Annotated in this window: 13 protein-coding genes and 1 pseudogene; 5 read left to right on the top strand and 9 right to left on the bottom strand. The window is 56.0% G+C overall.

The features are described from left to right. Positions 1-111: 111 nt before the first annotated feature. Positions 112-435: pseudogene (locus GC165_13425) on the bottom strand (DnaJ domain-containing protein). Between the two features lie 49 nt (positions 436-484). Here GC165_13425 and GC165_13420 point away from each other — a divergent pair. Then, the gene (locus GC165_13420) at positions 485-1471 is read left to right on the top strand and encodes an HDOD domain-containing protein (protein MBI1333868.1); all 987 of its coding nucleotides are present in this window, start codon (positions 485-487) and stop codon (positions 1469-1471) included. Between the two features lie 43 nt (positions 1472-1514). After that, a complete protein-coding gene (locus GC165_13415; protein MBI1333867.1) occupies positions 1515-2375 on the top strand; it encodes an HDOD domain-containing protein in 861 nt (286 codons plus the stop codon). Positions 2376-2414: 39 nt separating this feature from the next. Here GC165_13415 and GC165_13410 read toward each other — a convergent pair whose 3' ends face one another. Together GC165_13410 and thpR are read right to left on the bottom strand one after the other, a co-directional pair. Then, entirely contained in the window at positions 2415-4514 is a 2100-nt protein-coding gene (locus GC165_13410) for an elongation factor G (protein MBI1333866.1), read from the bottom strand. Positions 4515-4650: 136 nt separating this feature from the next. Continuing rightward, on the bottom strand, positions 4651-5238 hold the full coding sequence (thpR, locus tag GC165_13405; GenBank protein MBI1333865.1) for an RNA 2',3'-cyclic phosphodiesterase: 588 nt from the start codon (positions 5236-5238) through the stop codon (positions 4651-4653). A 98-nt stretch (positions 5239-5336) separates the two neighbouring features. Here thpR and ispG point away from each other — a divergent pair, with 98 nt between their 5' ends. From ispG to GC165_13390, 3 genes are read left to right on the top strand one after another with little or no spacing between them, the layout of a single operon-like run. Beyond that, the gene (gene ispG, locus GC165_13400) at positions 5337-6614 is read left to right on the top strand and encodes a (E)-4-hydroxy-3-methylbut-2-enyl-diphosphate synthase (protein ID MBI1333864.1); all 1278 of its coding nucleotides are present in this window, start codon (positions 5337-5339) and stop codon (positions 6612-6614) included. Between the two features lie 7 nt (positions 6615-6621). Beyond that, complete coding sequence (radC, locus tag GC165_13395) at positions 6622-7281, top strand: DNA repair protein RadC (GenBank protein ID MBI1333863.1); 660 nt, start codon at positions 6622-6624, stop codon at positions 7279-7281. Further along, entirely contained in the window at positions 7278-7892 is a 615-nt protein-coding gene (locus GC165_13390; GenBank protein ID MBI1333862.1) for a haloacid dehalogenase, read from the top strand. Before radC ends, GC165_13390 begins: the two co-directional genes overlap by 4 nt. Before the next feature lie 382 nt (positions 7893-8274). Here GC165_13390 and GC165_13385 read toward each other — a convergent pair whose 3' ends face one another. From GC165_13385 to GC165_13360, 6 genes are all read right to left on the bottom strand, one after another. Next, positions 8275-9147 (bottom strand): hypothetical protein, encoded by an 873-nt coding sequence (locus tag GC165_13385; protein MBI1333861.1) that lies wholly within the window; start codon positions 9145-9147, stop codon positions 8275-8277. A 2-nt stretch (positions 9148-9149) separates the two neighbouring features. Further along, the gene (gene rsfS, locus GC165_13380) at positions 9150-9494 is read right to left on the bottom strand and encodes a ribosome silencing factor (protein MBI1333860.1); all 345 of its coding nucleotides are present in this window, start codon (positions 9492-9494) and stop codon (positions 9150-9152) included. Next, positions 9491-10078, bottom strand: coding sequence for a nicotinate (nicotinamide) nucleotide adenylyltransferase (gene nadD, locus GC165_13375; protein ID MBI1333859.1), 588 nt, complete (start codon positions 10076-10078; stop codon positions 9491-9493). The genes rsfS and nadD overlap by 4 nt, the downstream gene beginning before the upstream one ends. Next, on the bottom strand, positions 10075-11340 hold the full coding sequence (gene obgE / locus GC165_13370; GenBank protein ID MBI1333858.1) for a GTPase ObgE: 1266 nt from the start codon (positions 11338-11340) through the stop codon (positions 10075-10077). Before obgE ends, nadD begins: the two co-directional genes overlap by 4 nt. 304 nt (positions 11341-11644) lie before the next feature. Further along, positions 11645-13060 carry a DUF1501 domain-containing protein gene (locus tag GC165_13365; protein MBI1333857.1) on the bottom strand — a complete coding sequence of 472 codons (1416 nt, stop codon included), beginning with the start codon at positions 13058-13060 and terminating at the stop codon, positions 11645-11647. Next, the gene (locus GC165_13360) at positions 13050-16070 is read right to left on the bottom strand and encodes a DUF1549 domain-containing protein (GenBank protein MBI1333856.1); all 3021 of its coding nucleotides are present in this window, start codon (positions 16068-16070) and stop codon (positions 13050-13052) included. The genes GC165_13365 and GC165_13360 overlap by 11 nt, the downstream gene beginning before the upstream one ends. Positions 16071-16433 lie beyond the last annotated feature (363 nt).

Below are 16433 nucleotides of genomic sequence, written 5' to 3'. Positions count from 1 at the left end.
TAGGGTTCTCGTACAGCCAGTATCGACATCGGAGAGCGAAAGTTCGATTTCTCGCTCGATGTCTCGCGGCTGTGAGGCCTCCATGTCCTGGATTCGGAATCCGCCTTGCTGGCCGCCACCGAAAAACTGCTCGAAGATAGAGCCGAATCCACCCATGTTGGAAAAGCCGACATTGCCAAAGTCCACGTCGCCGCCCTGGTCCTGAACCTGCTTGGCGTGCTCCCACTGACTGCCGTACTGATCGTACAGCTTCCGCTTGTCAGAATCGCTGAGTACTTCGTAGGCTTCGCTGACCTCTTTGAACTTGGCTTCCGACTTCTTATCGCCTGGATTCACGTCGGGGTGATACTTTCTCGCCAGCTTACGATAAGCCGATTTGATCTCTTTTTCGTCCGCTCCTCGGGCGACGCCGAGCACTTGGTAGTAGTCCGCCATGATGGTCAAACGCTCAATTACATGAGTATATTACGCTCAAGGTACATGGTTGGTTTCATTCGTCCAAATTTGGAGGAAAAATCCGCACATTCTTGTTCCTACATCGTGGAAAACTTGCCAAATCTCTATCGGTTTTTCCCTAAGGTCCGTGCCATTCTGTGCCGATATTCCCAGTGTGGACTTGAATTCTTTGTGCCTGCGTATCAGTCGAAGTGAGAACCTTCCCGTTCTGCCAACGGTTCTCATCCAGATTCTGAAGCTGTACGAGGATCCTAACGTCTCGCCTCGATCCCTTGAGAAGATCATCGAGCAGGATGCTGCTCTCACCGCCAAGATTCTTCGGGTTGCCGGCTCTTCACTTTACGGTGCGAAGTCCGCTACGAGCGTTGGCCGAGCGTTGAGCGTCCTCGGTATGAACACTTTACGGTCGATCGCCGTCTCGCTTGCCTATCAGCAAATTCTGTCGCAACGCAACGTCGGCGCCGATTTCGATCGTCTCGCCTTCTGGCGTCACTGCCTCGCCGTTGGCGTCGGAGCCAAAGCAATTGGACGCCTTATTGCGCCCAGCTCGATGGAAGAGCTTTATGTCATCGGCCTGATGCACGACATCGGAATCCTGACGCTCGATCGGTTTATGCCCAACGATTTGACCGTCGTAATCCGAAAGGCGCACGCTCAGAAGCTTTCGATCTGCGAAGCCGAGCAACAGACTTTGGGTTATACCCACGCCGAGGTCGGCGGCTATTTGGCTGAGAAGTGGCATCTCTCTCAAGAGCTGATTGACGCAGTGCGATACCACCACGATCCTGAGGCCGACCAGAACAACAATCTTACGACCGGTATCGTTGCTGCGGCTAACTATCTGGCCTATAAGGCTGGATACGCCTCCATGCCCGGTATCAACGGCGACCCGAACGGTGAGTTCCATCTGCAACTCATCGACCTTACGCAAGATCAGATCGATGCGGTTTCAAGTTCGATCATGGTGGAGGTCGACCAGTCGGATTCGACGTACGGCTCCCAGCGCGCAGCTTGATTTGAACCTGAATTGTTCCAGTTAAGCTCCCGATAATTGAACTATGGATTTCAATTCGCTGGGGCTAGCGATCAGCCGTACGGAGAACTTTACGGCAAGACCGACGGTTCTGATCAAGATTCTTCGCTTGTACGAAGAGAATAATGCGTCCTCGCGCCAGTTGGAAACCATCATCGAACAGGACCCAGCTTTGACGGCGAAGGTTTTAAGGGTTGCGACTTCCTCGCTTTACAACGTCAAGTCGGCCAACAACGTCGGGCGGGCTCTCAGCTTTCTCGGTCTCAATACGCTTCGTTCCATCGCGATCTCACTCGCCTACCAAGAAATCCTCAGCCGTAAGGCGGTTGGCGCTGGATTTGATCGAGCGGTATTCGGACGTCATTGTTTGGCTGTGGCCGTCGGAGCAAAAGCCATTGGAACCATGATGGACCCATCGATTGCCGAAGAACTCTACATCGCGGGGCTCATGCACGAGGTCGGTATCCTCGCCCTCGACCGTTTTTGCCCAGCCAAGCTTTGCCTAGCGTTCAAGCAAGCACAGCACCTGCAGGTGCCTTTGCACGTCACCGAACGAAACCTTTTGAAGTATGACCATTGCGAAGTTGGCGGGCTGGTAGCCGAAAAATGGAAGATGCCAGAGGTGGTTCAGAACGCGATCCAATTCCATGTCGATCCAGATGGGGAAGGGAAGAAGTCGCTCGCGACGGCCATTGTGATTGGGGCTAATCATTTGGCCCACAACTGCGGCTTTCCCGCGATCGCCAAAATCCCAGTCCAATATGAAGGCGGAATCCACTTTAAGGAGCTTGGCCTCACACAGGATCAAATTGAGCAGATCGAGGCGACGATCGTTGCTGAGGTAGCGCTGGCCGAAAAATCGTACGGTGTCGCTCAGGCAGCCTAAAGCCCCCGAACTTGCATTCGAGGGCTTTGGTTCTCGCCTTTAGTGATGAGCTTCGAGCTCTTGTCGATGCTTCGCGTATTGCGACATCAACTCCTGCTGTTCTGGATAAGGAAGCTCGGAGTAGTGGGCAAAGTGCTGTCGGAAGCGACCGCGTCCTTTAGTGATCGACCGAAGATCGAGCGCGTAGCGAGTCATATTGGCCATCGGCACCATGGCGCGGATGCGGGTTTTTCCGGCTGCGACCTGATCCATGCCCAGTAGCTGGCCTCGGCGTCCGTTGAGGTCGCCGACCACATCGCCAACCTGGTCGTCGGCGACATCGACTTCGACTTCGAGAATGGGTTCAAGAATCACCGGATCAGAGCTATCAACCGCAGCGCGGATCGCGATCGCACCCGCGGTCTTGAAGGCCATTTCATTCGAGTCGACATCGTGGTATGAGCCGTCGAAAACCGTGACCTTGAAGTCCATCGCCGGGTAACCCGCGATGAAGCCATGCTCCATCGATTCGCGGATGCCTTTTTCGATTGCAGGAATGAAATTCCTCGGGATCGCGCCACCCACGACCTTATTCTCAAAGACGAAGCCTTCGCCTCGGTTGAGCGGCTCGAGTTCAATCCAGCAGTCGCCGAACTGGCCTTTACCGCCAGACTGTCGCTTGTGTCGACCCTGAGCCTTCGACTTGCCCCGTACCGTTTCTCGGTAAGGAACCTTTGCCTCCTCCAGTTCGACTTCGACGCCGAACTTGGATTTCAGGCGCTCGATGAGCGTATCCAAATGGATGTCGCCCATGCCCTCGATGATCTCCTGGTGAGCCGAAGAGTCTCGATAGGCGCGGAAGGTCGGGTCCTCGTCCATTAGTCGCTCCAGCGCGGCTGGGAGCTTGTCTTCATCCGACTTCGTCTTTGGATGAATCGCAATGCGGTAGATCGGCTCGGGCATTTCGATGGAGGCAAGCAGAATCTTGCTCTTAGATCCAGCAAGCGTGTCGCCGGTGTGCGTATTGCTGAGCTTAGCCACCGCGCAGATGTCTCCTGGGCCGACATAGGTCGTCGGCTCTTGAGTCTTGCCGTGAGGATAGAAGAGGTTGTGCAGACGCTCGTCCACCTCGCGGTTGACATTCGACACGACGTCGTCGATATGGATCGAGCCGTTGAAGACCCGGAGATAGTTGATCTTGCCAACGAATGGGTCCGCAGTCGTCTTGAAGCAAAGAGAGGACAAAGAACCCTTCTCGTCGTTGGATGGAATCGGATCGTCGCCATTCTTGTGGATGGAGACTCCATTCGCATCCTTGGGTGCCTCGGTTGGGGATGGAAGCTCCTTGCAAATGCGATCTAGCAGGGTCGCTACGCCGATTCCGCTCATCGCCGAACCGACCATGACGGGCACAACTCGTCCGCGCTCCACACCGACCAAAAGGCCGTGTTCGACTTCGTCCTCGGTCAGGTCTTCGCCTTCGAGGTACTTCATGGCGAGGTCGTCGTCACCTTCGGCGGCGGCATCCATCATCTTTTCGCGGCGATACTCGGCGTCCTCCTTGTACCCGCTTGGGATGTCTTCGATCTCGACGCCCCGGTCTTTGCCTTTATAGACTTTCATGCCGAGCAGATCGAGCACGCCGGAAAAGGCGGCTTGGTGGCCAATAGGAATTTGAACGCCGACGACGGACCGGCCATACCGCTCATGGAGGGTCTCAATGAGGCCTTCATAGTCCGCGTTGTCACGTTCGAGTTTGTTGACAAAGATGCACTTGGCGAGGCCGTACTCCTCTGCGATCTCCCAAGCCAATTCGAATCCTACGTCGAGGTCGCGCTTGGCTTCGCACACGAGAATGAACGCCTCGACGGCGCGAGCCACGCAGTGCAGTTCTCCTATGAAGTCGGGATAGCCCGGCACGTCGATGAGGTTGACTTTACAGCCGTGCCATTCGATGGGGAGAACGCTGGATGAGAGGGAGATTTTCCGCCTAATTTCGAGCGGATCAAAGTCACTTTGCGTGTTGCCGGCTTCGACGGTCCCTACTCGTTCCGTCGCGCTGGCCGTGTAAAGCATATGCTCGATGAGCATGGTCTTTCCGCAACTGCCGTGGCCGACAACGGCCACATTTCTGATGTTATCTGGTGAATATCGCTGCACCTAAATTTCCTCCTGAGAACAAAGTTAGGCGGCGTCGAGACCGAGAGGCTCGGAGACGGCGTCGTCTTAATCTCAGAATACGACTGTTAAGAAATCGTGACAACCCATCTGGGGGATTTTGTGGATTTTTCTTACTTCAGCCTTCAAGAGGGAAGGTTTCGACGGCCTTATAGCCTATGCCGGCGGTGCTTGCTGCGCTGATGAGGAGTTCAATCTCGGTGATTCGCCAGGTGCCGAATGGCTCGTGCTCAGGGAATTTCAATGCTCGACCAAGGGCGACGCGCATTTGGTCACTTTCCGTTTTGAGGCGGCCGACGATCAGGTGTGGTTGGAAAGGCCGGCCCTCACGCAGAGGTGTCAGTGGCTTCGTGGCGACGTCGATCTTCTCCGCCAGACGCCGCGTGTTCTCGGCTCTGTCGCCACCGAACTGAAGCACGGCGAATCGAGGCTGGATCATGTTCGGGACTCCGACGAATTTCTCCAGGGTGACCTCGAAGGGCGGTTCACCTCTGAGGGCATCGGCGACGGGATCCTTCAACATGCTTAAGGTTTGGATGGAGAGTTCGCCAAGAGAAACAAGGCTGAGCATGTACTCAGATGATTGGTTCCAGCGCATGTCGAGGATGCCCGGTTTACGCTTAAGGAGAAGGACCGCTCGTTCGATGGTTTCGTGAAGTTCCACGGGAACGCGGATGCCGACGAAAGTTCGATTGATCATATCCATGGCGGGCTCGGTACCTAGTTGTATCAAAAGTCGGGCCGGATTACCAAGACCCTCTGGTTTTGGATGCGTAGAAAGGTATGTCAGAATAGAAGTGTGTTATGAGCCTTGAGAACACCTATCCACGTCGCAAAACGTCCCCTTGTCGGATAGGGAACCTCACCATCGGCAGCGGCCATCATGTGATGGTCCAGTCGATGATCACCGAAGAGACTCGCAACATCGAAGCCTGCGTCGAGCAGATTATCGACCTTCACAAAACCGGTTGCGAGCTGGTGAGGGTGACAACTCCATCGTTGGGCGAGGCCCAATGCCTTGAAGCGATTCGCGCAAAGGTGACCGAGCGGTACCAATATGTTCCGTTGACGGCCGATGTTCACCACCAGGGAACGGATATCGCGGTGGAAGCCGCGAAGTACGTTGACGAGGTCCGGCTGAACCCAGGGCTGTTCGTCTTTAAGCGGCACGGTAGCCGCAAGAATGTCGACATGCGAGGCCGTGAAGGAGACGAAGTTGAGCAGTTGCGGCAGGAACTAGCTTATTCGGAAGACGAACAAACTGACGAGCTGGCCGCGATCGAAGAATGCTTGGTTCCGGTTATCGAAGCCTGCAAAAAGCATGACCGTGCGATGAGAGTCGGCGTGAATCATGGTTCGCTTTCCGAACGACTATTGGTGACCTACGGTGACACGCCGGAGGGCATGGTGGAGTCGGCCATGGAATACCTTCGGCTCTGCGAGAAACACGGCTACACAAACCTGAATATCTCGTGCAAGGCTTCGCGGGTCCCCATCATGGTTGCCGCCAATCGGCATATGGTGAAACGGATGGCGGAGGAGGGAATGGCCTACCCGATGCACCTCGGCGTAACCGAGGCGGGAGACGGGGAATATGCCCGGATCAAGTCGACGGCGGGCATAGCAACGCTTTTGATGGAAGGGATCGGCGACACGATCCGAGTCAGCCTGAGCGAAGACCCGAAGAACGAGATTCCCGTTTGCTACGACATTCTGCAGTCCCTTGGTTTGCGCAAAACCAAGGTGGAGTACATCGCCTGCCCCTCGTGTGGACGTACGAAGTTCAATCTGCCGACGGTTCTGCGCGAGGTGCGCGATGCGACCAAGCATTTGGTCGGACTTGATATCGCCGTCATGGGTTGTATCGTGAACGGGCCCGGCGAGATGGCCGATGCGGACTATGGCTATGTGGGCGCAGCGGGCGGAAAGATTACGCTTTACCGGAAGAGGGAAGTGGTCAAGAACGGGATTCCGCAGGAGCAGGGTGTGGCCGAACTGATCAATTTGTTGAAGCTGGACGGGAAGTGGACCGAGCCCGCCGAAGAGGCAAAGATTCCGCCGACGCCGCTGACCGTGGTATAACCCGCCGATGGCCTCCGAAACTCTAGCCCGACTCCGCACACTGGGGCTGAAGACGGCGATGCCGACCGAGCTGTTGGCGCTCGCGGTTTCGAAGACCGACGATGACGTCGACCGTTGGGTGGCGGTGGCCCGCGAACTGATTCTCTCTAATCGAAAGCTGAGGGGTCTTTCGGACCTTTCGGTTGAGGAGCTTCAACGTGTTTTTGACCTGGATGAGCCAGCTGCGAAACGCTTACTGGCGATGTTCATTCTGGGTCAGAAGGTGGGAGTTTCGGGCAATGGGGAAGTTGAGGTCGAGCAGATTGACGGCCCCGAAGACATTGCGGCCTTGTTGGACGACCTGAGACATGAACGGCAAGAGCACTTTGTGGCGGTGTATCTCGATTCGAAGAATGTGATTCTGCGGGTGGCGACGATCCACATCGGCACGGCGAACGCGTCGATCGTAGGATTGCGCGAGATTTTTCGTGAGGCGGTGCGGGAGGGAGCCGTTGGAGTAATTGTGGCTCACAACCATCCGAGCGGCGATCCCGAGCCCTCGCCTGAAGACATTCAGGTCACGCGGAAAATTGTTGAGGCGGGCGAACTGCTGGACATAGACGTTTTGGACCATGTGATTATCGGCGAGCGTCGTTGGGTCAGTCTGAAACGTCAGAAACTGATGTGATCAACGCACAAGGGTGGGACGACCTCCGTGGCCGCGCCAAAGAACTGCACGAGGCGCGGGAGCAGATTTTGGTTCTGTGCCGAAAGCTTGGGCAACTCAGTTCGAAGTCGATTCGCCACGTGCATCGCCACCAATTTGTCGAGTCTCAGGCATTGCTGGACGAGGCGTCGGCGACGGCGAAAGAAGTCCGCAAGCTGATGGAGCCCTATCCCGAAATCAGCCTGTCGTACCTGCACGACTCGGAAAAGGAGATGGTTGAGGCGGCGTGTGTGATGGCGATCGTTCAGGCGCGCGATCTGCCGTCACAGGCCGAGCTTGGTTCGCAGACGATGGCGTATCTGCACGGGGCAGCGGAGGCGGCAAGCGAAGTTCGTCGGTTTGCCCTCGACGAGATTCGGAAGGGAAGGATGGACGAGGCAGAGCGGATCATGGAGTACATGGATGCGATCTATGAAGAGCTGGTCACGTTCGATTTTCCGGATTCGTTGACCAACGGGTTGCGTCGGACGGTCGATGCCTTGCGGGCGGTTTTGGAGCGTACGCGAAGCGATCTGACGATTACGGCGTCGCAGATGCAGTTGGTTGAGGAATTGAAGAAAGCGCGAAGCTAGTTTTCCGTCTCTATGCCGCAGAAGGGACGATTGGAACGAAAAAGGTTTTCGCCTGCCTCCTACCATTGAGATTGATGGCAGAATCGGTTTCCTCTCCTGGAAGGAGAGGAAACGTGCGTCCAAATTCATGGTTGGTTGTAGAATTCGGAAGGCCATTGGCCGAGCGATCGATTAAAGCCGGAGGACTCAGCCATCGAAGGCGGATTCCCAATACTTACCTCACCTCTTCTCCCCGATTCCGTTTTGCGTTATTTCCCCTCGGCGAGTTCGAACGACATGCTCGTGCCCCGCGGGAAGGTCCTCTCCTGAAAGGAGAGGGAACGTGCGTCCAAATTCATGATGTGCGCCCTAATGCGAGTGGAATATGTGGAGGGCTCGTAAACTACTCAAAAGGAAGATCTACTGGCGGTTTGGGCCTCTCGACCGTCGGTCGCTTGGACAGGGTCTTATCCCTACCCAGCGCAGCAACTTCAAAGAGGGCAACGAAATAATCCATCGCAGCGATAAATCCAAACCCAATGATGGGCATCGACGGGCTAAACGAGCGGTGTTGGAGTTTGGCCGCACCAGCTTCTGCCTTCACGAGGAAAATGAGGATAATCACGGTGAGCACCCAAATAGTCAGGTAGACGAGTCCTTTCCTCGTCATCCCAACGGCAAGGTGTCCCGATCCCGGAATGAACGCGCTAAGGATGGTGCCCACGGTTGGGTTAGCCTTCATATCTCCCTCCGCGATGAATGGAGAATCGCTCATCGTTCGCAATTGAGCGTCGATGGAGCCTAGCGATCCCTTAAAGAACGCGACTTCGGCTAGCTTCTTTTCAATACCGACGTTAGTTGGCGCTATTTCGTGAGCCTTCTTCAGGAAGGGAAAGGCATTGGTGTAGTCCTTCACCGAGATCAGCATGTCTGCTTTAAGCTCAAGAACATCGACGTTATTTGGAGCCTGAACTTCGAGGCGTGAAAGGATATCTCGCGCCGCAGGTTTTCGATCGCCCGCGAGGTGGGCTCTCGCCAATCGGACTTCGTTTTCAACTTCTTTGGCTGGAAGTTCTTCAATTTCGATGGTGGCTTGCTGCTCAGCTTGGGATTTCTCGGCTTGAACCGCAGCCTCAGCCGTCTTCAATTGCTCGCGCAGAGCATCCTCTTTGAACTGGAGGGCTTCCTGAATATCTTTGTCGGACGACGCGGAACGCTTGGCTTGGATTCTGGCGATCTCGCCTTTGAGGTCGGCTACTTTCTGTTCCGCGTTCATCGCTATAGTTCCAGGTCGGGATTATTCTGCACGGACTCCCAAAGCGCTTCCAGATCGTAAAACTGGCGCTGTTCTTCCTTCATGACGTGCAACACGACGTCGCCATAGTCTTGCAGAATCCAACCGCTTCGTTCGCCTTCGGTTCGCAGAGGCTTCACCTTGAGGGTGGCCATCTTTTCGGCAACTCGATCAGCGATCGAATCGACATGCCGATCCGACGTTCCACTACAAACGACGAAATAATCGGATATGGATGTTTTCTTTCGGACGTCGAGAATCTCAATTCTTTCTGCCTTCATATCGTCAGCAGCGTCGCGGATAAGGTCAACTTTTTCAGCAGAAGTCATGTGTATAGCTTGTTCTTCTTAATGTATTCGGAAACTTCGGGGATCGTCAAGTTCTGAATCGGTTGTCCTTTTTGAAGTCGTTCGCGAATTTCGGTCGAGGACTCGGCGGTTGTCGCCATGTCAATGATATCAATCTTGTCTCGAAATTCGGCAGGAATTTGGCGGGACAAATCTTCTTTCGTCGTCGGTGGGCGAACGGCGACGGCCAATCGGCAGAGGCGCAGGATGCGTTGTGGGTTCTTCCATTCGCCGAAGTTCTTGACGGCATCGGCACCCATGATGAACCAATAGTCACCCGGGTGGACCATCTGCAGTTCTCCGAGGGTATCGACGGTGTAGCTGACGCCGCCGCGCGTGATCTCCATATCCGAGAACGACAGTTTAGGGTTTCGCTTTTGCAGAAGTTGGGTCATGGCGGCTCGGTCTTTAGCCGAGGAGGTCCGCTGGCGACCCTTGAACGGATTTGTGTTCGCGGGGAGCAGAATGACTTCGTCGAGCTGGAGCGACTCGATGGCCGCTTCGGCTAGCTTCAGGTGTCCAAGGTGGGGCGGGTCAAAGGTGCCGCCGAGTATTCCAATTCTCATCGTTCGTCCGTGTACTCAAATTCGAATTCGCCGATGGCGACCGAGTCGCCTTCTTCGATTCCGGCATCCCTCAGTTTGTCAAAAACACCGATCTTGTCAAGCCGTCGCTGAAGATAGCGAACGGCGTCGCGGCTTTCGAGGTCGGTCATCGCGACCATACGCTCCAGGCGCTTGCCGGCCACTCGGTAGCCTTCTTCTTCCTCCAGCACTTCCCAGAAGTCCTCGCCTTGAACCTGCATGGCGGGCATGACCACGGGAATTTCTTCCTTCGGCGTGGTTTCCTCAAGGATGTTGGCCACAGCGTCGAGCAGTTCGTTCAGGCCCTCGCCAGACACACCGGAGATCGTGAAGATCGGAAAGCCGAATCCTTCGAACTTCGCTTTCAATTCGCCAAGCTGGGATCGATCCACGAGGTCGATTTTGTTGAGGGCGATCAGCCGGGGTCGCGCAAAGATTTCTTCGGAGTACTGCTTCAGTTCGTTTTCGATGGTTTCGAAATTTTGGAGCGGGTCCGACTCGTCGATAGGGAAGACATCGACCACGTGGACCAAAACGCGGGTGCGTTCGACATGCTTGAGAAATTGATAGCCGAGGCCAATGCCTTGGCTCGCGCCCTCGATCAGGCCGGGCATATCAGCGACCGTAAAGGACGTGTCTCGGAAGGAGACGACGCCAAGGTTGGGCACGATGGTTGTGAAAGGGTAGTCGGCGATCTTGGGCTTGGCGGCCGAAATTCGGCTGATGAGTGTGCTCTTCCCGGCATTGGGCATGCCGATGAGGCCAACATCGGCCAACAGCTTGAGCTCCAATTTGACTTTGACTCGCTCGGATGGACCGCCCTTTTCGGCGAAGTTCGGTGCCTGTCGAACCGAGTTGACGTAATGCTGATTGCCGTGGCCACCGCGTCCGCCCTTCGCGATGACGAACTTCATTCCGTGCTTGGTAAAGTCGACGACCAACTCGCCGGTAGCTTCGTCCGAAATGACGGTTCCAACCGGGAGTTTGATGGTGATGTCTTTGCCGTTCTTGCCGCGTTTGTTGCCAAGACCGTGAACACCGCTTTCGGCTTCGTAGTGGTCGAGGAGCTTAAAATCGTAAAGCGTTCGTCGTCCGCGATCAGCGATGAGGATGACGTCGCCGCCCTTGCCACCGTCGGCACCATTAGGGCCGCCACGGGGAACGTGCTTTTCGGTGTGGAATGCCACTGCGCCCGAACCTCCTCGACCCGAGGAGAATTCGACAATCGCCTCGTCGAGGAACATAGAACCTAATTTTACCTTCGCGGGGCTAGGGCAGGCCGAAGTGCGTTAGCTTTCTGTTAGAACTAACGGTTCACGCGAAACATTCGGTAGGGCAAATGCCGTCTATTGGCCTTGAGGGTTGTTGCTGCAGACGGCCTTCGTCGCGATTACCCGACCGAAAGTGCTCGCAAGAGCATCTTTCGTCGTCGGGTTCGTTTGAATGATCACCCCGGTTGCCCCCGGGGTCTTCTATTTTTTGAAGCGGATTTTGAGGTCCTAGCGGTTCATACGCAGGAATCCATCGATTGTTCGCCCAACTTTTCCTCTAAGCGATGATGCCGGTGGCAATTTCACCGTGGACGTCCGTAAGGCGGTAGTTTCGACCGCCATGGAAGTAGGTCAGCTTGGTGTGATCGATGCCCAACAGGTGAAGCATGGTCGCGTGTAGGTCGTGGATGTGGCACTTATCTTGGACCGAGAAGAAGCCGTAATCGTCCGTCGCACCGTATTTGAATCCGGCTTTGACGCCGCCACCGGCGAGGATGGTCGTGAATCCGTGCGGGTTGTGGTCGCGCCCATCGTCGCCTTGGGCCACCGGCGTTCGGCCAAATTCGCCGCTGATGATGACCAGCGTGTCCTTGAGCATTCCTCTCGCCTTGAGGTCTTTGATCAAGCCCGCGATCGGCTTATCGACCTCCATGGCGTTGCTGGCGTGATCGCGCCGAAGGTCGCTGTGCTGGTCCCACTTGTAGGAGTGAGTGACCTGGACAAAGCGCACACCTTTCTCAGAGAACCGCCGGGCAAGCAGACATTGGTGGCCAAAGTTCCGCGTTTTGGGCTCATCAAGGCCATAGAGCTTCTTGGTCTCTTCGGTCTCGTCGGTGATCTCTTGAATCTCGGGAGCGGCCATTTGCATGCGGAAGGCGAGTTCGAACGAACTGATTCTGCCTTCAAGGGCGGGATCGGGGCCCTGGTGCGCCATCTGGTCGCGGCTGAGGGTTTCGAGGAGTTCCAGTTCGAGCTTTTGGGCGTCGACCGGCGTCTCCTTGTTCTGGATGAACGGAATCTTGGCCATCGCTGCGTCGATGCTGGCGTTGCCAATCGGCGTCCCTTGCGTGTAGGCGGGCAGGAAGGCTGAACTCCAGTTGTTAACGCCGCCATGGCTGAGAGTGGGGCAGATCGTCAAAAAGCCGGGCAGGTTTTGGTTTTCGGTGCCGAGGCCATAGGTGACCCAAGAGCCCATCGAAGGACGGACAAACGTGTCGCTTCCGGTGTGAAGCTCCAGTAGAGCCCCGCCGTGGCGCGAATTGGAGCCGTACATGGAGTTAATGAAACAGAGATCGTCCACACACGATCCCACGTGCGGAAAGAGGTCGCTGACTTCGATTCCGCTTTCACCATAGTGCTTGAATTCCCAGGGGCTCTTCAGCAGATTTCCGGTTGGGCTGGACACGATTCGGGGCATCTCGCCGGTAAACGGCTTGCCGTGGTCACGCGTGAGAAGCGGCTTAGGGTCGAAAGTGTCCACCTGACTGGGGCCACCGTGCAAGAAGACGAAGATCACGCGCTTCGCCTTGGCAGGGAACATTGGCGGCTTCGGAGCGAGTGGATTTTTCGGATCGGCAAACGCTTGCTGGGCGAATGCTTGATCCGCAAGGAGGCTAAGAAACGCCAAGTTTCCAAACCCAAGGGCACTGGCCTTGAGGAGGTCGCGGCGGGAGATGAATTCCTTATTCCACATAGATAAACTCGTTGGCGGCAATGATGGATTTGCAAAGGCTCTGCCAAGCGCTCAGCTTGGGGTCCTTGGCTTGGGCGTAGGCGGATTCGAATTTGTTGAGAAAATCGAGGGCGCGAGCGACTTCGGAGTCGGATGCCGTACGAGCATAGCAACGGACGTACAACTCCTTCACGCGGTCGGCATCGGTCAGTCCCGGCTCTTGCATCAGCTTCTCGGCTTGCGTTTTGGTGGCGCTGAGCACGAGCGGGCTGTTGAGCATGAACAGCGCCTGCGGGGCGACGGTTGTGCTGGACCGGTCTCCGTTCATGACGGTCGGATCGCCAAAATCGAACGCGGTGTAGACGTCGTAGACGGCGGCGCGGATGACGGGCAGGTAGATGGCGCGTCGGGGGCTGTCGTACTTGAGCGGGTTCGAACTTTCGGTGCTCGTCACGTAGGCGCGAGGCTTGAAGCTCATCTCAGTTCCGCCCATCTTGCGGTCGAGGGTTCCGGCCACGGCGAGAATGCTGTCGCGAATTTCTTCGGCTTCCAATCGTTGACGTGGGAATCGCCAGAGGAAGTGGTTGTCGAGGTCGATTTCGGCGGATTTGGCATCGTACTGGCCGCTCATGATGTACGTGTTCGTGAGCATTAGCCGCTTTTGGAGCTTCTTCAGGCTCCACTTGTCCTCGTTCACAAAGGTCGTCGCCAGCCAATCGAGCAGCTCGGGATGGGTGGGGAGGTCGCCAAGGGCGCCGAAATTATCCACCGAACCGACGATGCCTCGGCCGAATTTCCACCGCCAAACTCGGTTCACGAACACGCGAGCGGTCAACGGATTCTTGGGGCTGGTCAGCCATTGCGCCAGTTCCAGACGTCCACTGTGGCCGGTTGGAATAGCGGGCTGGTTCGGCTCGGAGACGACGGTAGGGAAGCGACGGGGGCAGTCCTCGCCGAGGGTGAGATAGTTGCCGCGGATGTGGAGCTTGAGGTCGGTCGGCTTGCCTTCGCCAACAGCCATTGCTAGCGGAACATTGGGCTTTGACTTTTCGAGCGCGTCAACTTCACCTTTCAGCTCCTTCAAACTCGCTTGGACCGGAGCAGGGAAGAGGTGATCGGGGTCTTCAGGAAGCTCGATTTTGACCTCAGCTCCGTTAGTGATCTTGTCGGCAACGGCTTTCACCAACTCGGGGATAAGGCCGTTTTGCTTGGCCAGCGTGCCAAGGTTTTCGGTTGGCCTCATGCCTGGTCGGGTGATCAGCAGGAATTTGTCGATGTGAGGAAAGTAGCTTTCGCGCTCAAATCGAATGGTGTTGATGCCGGCTTTCAGGAGGATGATCCCCTCAGCCTGCCATTGCTGGTGCTGGGGCTGGAATCCACCGGTGACTTTGCCCGCGGCTTCCGAAAGGACGAGCGCGTCATTGGCATAGACGCGAATCGGGCGAGCGTCTCCCGCCGCGTAGCGGAGATCGAGTTGGTAGGTGCCCGCCGACGGCACGTTGATTTCGTAGTCCGTTCGGTTAGGGAAGTTGCCGATGTTGACCAACACGCCGATGCCCTTTCCAAAACCGTCGAAGTCCTTCTTTACGTTGCCAGACGTGAAGTCCTCGGCCTCATGGACGATCGCCTCTGATGGGGCTTTACCGTCGGGTGTCGAGATGACTGGATTAAGGGTCACTTGGCGCTTTTGACCCTCGAGGTAGGTCCGGGCCGCCTTTTCGTAGTCGCTTGTTCGGGGGTTCAACGCCTTGAGAAGTTCCTCGCTCGCCGCTTTTCGCTCTTTGGTGGCTTCGTCATTCTTGGTTTTGATTTCGCCTTGAATCTTGGTTAGTTTCTCTTGCTCGTCTTTCGGACCGATCATTCGCTCGTTCCATTCGGCAACGACTTTGAAATTGAGCATGGTTCGGGTGGACTTGAAGATTCCGGCGAGGGCGTAATAGTCGTGGGCCGAAATGGGATCGAATTTGTGGTCGTGACACCGAGCGCATCCGACGGTCAGCGCCATAAACGTCTTACTGGTGGTGTCCACCTGCTCGTCGATGATGTCCATCTCCTGCTTCACCGGGTCGTCCTCGGCGAGCATTTTCCCGCCCAGAGAAAGGAATCCGGTTGCGACGATGCCGTCGTCACCTGTGTTGGGCATCAGGTCTCCGGCTAGCTGCTCCTGGAAAAAACGATCGACCGGCATGTCGGCATTCAGGGCGCTGATCACCCAGTCTCGGTAGCGCCAGGCGTTGGGATAGACAAGATTCTCGTCGAGACCGTTGGAATCGGCGTAGCGGGCGACGTCGAGCCAATGGCGGCCCCATCGCTCACCGTACGCTGGGCTGGCCATGAGCCGGTCGATGACTCGCTCGAAGGCGTTTGGTTGCTGATCCTTGAGAAAATCGTCGATCTCTTTAGGCGTTGGGGGAAGGCCGGTGAGATCGAAGGTCGCACGCCGAATCAAGGTTCGGCGGTCGGCGGGTGGTGCCGGCTTGAGGCCGTGTTCTTCCAATTTGGCAAGGACGAAGGTGTCGATTGGGTTTTGCGCCCACCATTTTGCCTTCACGGTTGGCAGAGGTGGCGTGGTTGGCGAAACGAACGCCCAGAATTTGCCTTTGGGTTTCTCTGGTGCTTTGGTCGAGGGCCAAGGAGCACCCGCCTTCGCCCAAGCTTGAACGGCGGCAAGTTCGTCGACCGGCAGTTTGCCGGATGGCGGCATTTTGGTATCGCCGGTGTAAGAAATGGCTTCGGCGACGAGCTTGGCCTCGGCCGGCGTCAACGGCTTATCGAGCCGGAGATCGGCGATTTGCTGTTTAGGACCGTGGCATCCGTAGCATTTGGTCTGAATCGTGGGCCGAACCTTCGACTCGAACAGCGCCTCCATGTCTTTGGACATCTGCTTGGAGGAATCCTGGTGGATCGGTCCAGGGACGGCCTGCACGCCCCAAAACGCGAGCATCAGGCTGGAAGCAAATAATCCTCGCGGGCCAAGCCGCCTGAATCGAGACATTTGAGGGCTCGGTGATGCCGCCGACATTGTGGGCATTATACAGGTAGGGACGTGGTTTCTTGTTGCCAAGCCCCATATTCAGGAGATTCTCCCGGCATCCAAATCGAAAACAGTCATAATAAAGATTATCGGAACGATTATATTTGACCGCCTTTTAGGTCGCTAGGGCTTCTCTGGTCAAGTAAAACGCCCCGGAGTTCAGACGGGGCGCGAGGGATTGTAGAAGAACGCGTCACAGTGATGAAAACGCGCCTTACATTTTGTATAACGCTGATGACCCTGTTTCGGCTTCAAAGATTGCATGAATTTCATCTCTCCATCATCTAATATGCAAAAAAAAGTCGCCCCGGAGTTCAGGCGGGGCGAGGGATTGTAGGAGAACTAATTCACTTGAGGAAT

The sequence above is a fragment of the Armatimonadota bacterium genome (assembly GCA_016125185.1).
Classification (GTDB): Bacteria; Armatimonadota; Fimbriimonadia; order Fimbriimonadales; family Fimbriimonadaceae; genus Fimbriimonas.
Note: the sequence above shows the minus strand (reverse complement) of the source record. Positions and strands in the feature narration are given on the sequence as shown.